Source organism: Actinophytocola sp., assembly GCF_036002505.1.
Classification (GTDB): domain Bacteria; phylum Actinomycetota; class Actinomycetes; order Mycobacteriales; family Pseudonocardiaceae; genus DASYTH01.
Genome location: NZ_DASYTH010000154.1, coordinates 1 through 1,772 on the forward strand (window position 1 = coordinate 1; position 1,772 = coordinate 1,772).

Here is a 1,772-nt window from a genome sequence, read left to right on the forward strand (position 1 = left end):
AGCCCGGCACGGAGACGATCCGCTTCCCGCTGCTGCTCACGATCCTGTTCGGCCGCCACCTGCCGCCGGGGCGGCTGGCCAGCTTCGTCCGCGACCACCGGGCAGCGCACGCGGCCCGGCTCGCCAGCTACCAGCAGCTCCACCGCGCCGCCGCCAGCGCCGGCGGCGACCCCGACCCCTACGCCATGGCCACCCTGGAGTTCGGGCTGGCCTACGAGCAGGCCGTGCTGGCCTGGTTCGACCGCCTGCACCCGTCCATCCGCGGCGACGCCCCCGCGGACCCCGACCACGCCGAGCAGCCAAGCCGCCCGACCCGCTGACCCCGGCCCGGCGCGACCCGGCCACCGTCGGGACGACGGTGAGTAGGTCGGGTTCACCTACGCGCGATACTGCTCACCAGTGCCGTGTCAGATCAGGAGGCTCGCATGTCGAGAGCGAGAGGCCCCGTCCCGCCACCACCCGCTGGCGGCTCTGCGCCATCGGCGGGCCGACCTACGTCGGATGTGAGCCACAAGGGGACGGGCAGCACGGCGCCGAATGTCCGGGCGCAGCTGCTCGCCACCGAGCACTGGAGCCTGCTCGCCACACGCAGCACGACCCAGAGCGAGGTCCTCAGCCGGATCACCACCTTCCTCATGCTGGTGTCGGCCAGCATCGTCAGCCTGGCGCTGATCGGGCAGGTGACCCGATTCGACAGACGGTTCATCACCTTCGCGCTGGTGCTGCTCGGCATGGTGATCATGGTCGGCACCCTGACCCAGATGCGTCTGGGCAACGCCGCCATCGAGGATCTTGGCCACGTGATCGGCATGAACCGCCTGCGAGCCGCCTACGTCGAACTCGACCCGGATATCGAGCGGTACCTGGTGACGTCCGCCCACGACGACGACAACGGCATCTGGCAGACCTATAACCACCTCATGGGTCCCAACCCGATCTGGCAGCCGTTCGCAAGCAGTGGGGCATTCATCACGTTGGTGAACTCCGGCCTGACCGGTGTGTTCGCCGCGCTCGTGGCGGTGGCGCTGGATGCACCTAGCCCGCTGGTCGGGGCGGTGGCGGCAGCGTGCGGCCTGGCGTTTCTTGGTATCTCCGTGACATTCGCCGTGCGGCAAGCCCAGCGTGCGACTCGCCGTTACGTCGCCTTGTTTCCCGCACCCAGCACCAGCAACACCGGCGGAGCCGCAGGTGGACGGCCGGAAGTCTCCGGGGCCGGGGCGGGATAGGCCGACAGCGCCGGTCACCGCTGCATCCTCGGATCGTGCGTGGGGTCGGCATACATGCGCGGGCAACGGTGATCGATGGCTTCGGGGCGTAGTTCGTAGTGCCAGGGCTCGTTGCGGTAGATCTGGCACAGTCCGTACTCGGCGCCGTGTTTGGACAGCCACGCCGTGGCATCGGAGTGGCCGATGTCGACCGCGTCTCCGGACACGTGAGGAGACGTGTCCGCGGTGGCGACCCATCGGGCAGCTTCCTCTTCCGAGCCGTACTCGGAGACCGCCTCGCGAAGAAGCTGATTCTGGTACTCGGGGGAGCGCCATCCGCTGTTGACGTAGAAGTCGGTGCCGTCGTCAGCGGCATCTGTCGCCGCTTCGCGCAGGGCCCGGAGCAGATCGGGGTCGAGGTTGGCGACGCCGGGATACTGGTCATCAAACACGGTCACGCCGTCGGGGAGGGCACCGTCAGCCTCGGTAGTCGTACCACCGTGGTCGCCGCGAAGGACTTCGCTGAACGAGGGCGCCGGTGACGATGCTGACTGATGGACGAGGGTT

General features: G+C 68.8%; 3 protein-coding genes. 2 read left to right on the forward strand and 1 reads right to left on the reverse strand.

Annotated elements, in window-relative coordinates:
* Positions 1 to 320, forward strand: a 320-nt coding sequence (locus VGR06_RS13515) for a hypothetical protein (protein ID WP_327559397.1), incomplete at its 5' end; no start/stop codon positions are given.
* A 315-nt stretch (positions 321 to 635) separates the two neighbouring features.
* On the forward strand, positions 636 to 1,226 hold the full coding sequence (locus VGR06_RS13520; RefSeq protein ID WP_327559398.1) for a hypothetical protein: 591 nt from the start codon (positions 636 to 638) through the stop codon (positions 1,224 to 1,226).
* 14 nt (positions 1,227 to 1,240) lie between these two features.
* On the opposite strand, the gene VGR06_RS13525 is transcribed toward VGR06_RS13520, so the two are convergent.
* Positions 1,241 to 1,772: M15 family metallopeptidase (locus VGR06_RS13525; protein ID WP_414637246.1), on the reverse strand; the 532-nt coding region annotated here is incomplete at its 5' end.

Coding starts and splice junctions, on each gene's coding strand:
- VGR06_RS13520 (WP_327559398.1), top strand. CDS start 636: ATGCTGGTGTCGGCCAGCATCGTCAGCCTGGCGCTGATCGGGCAGGTG.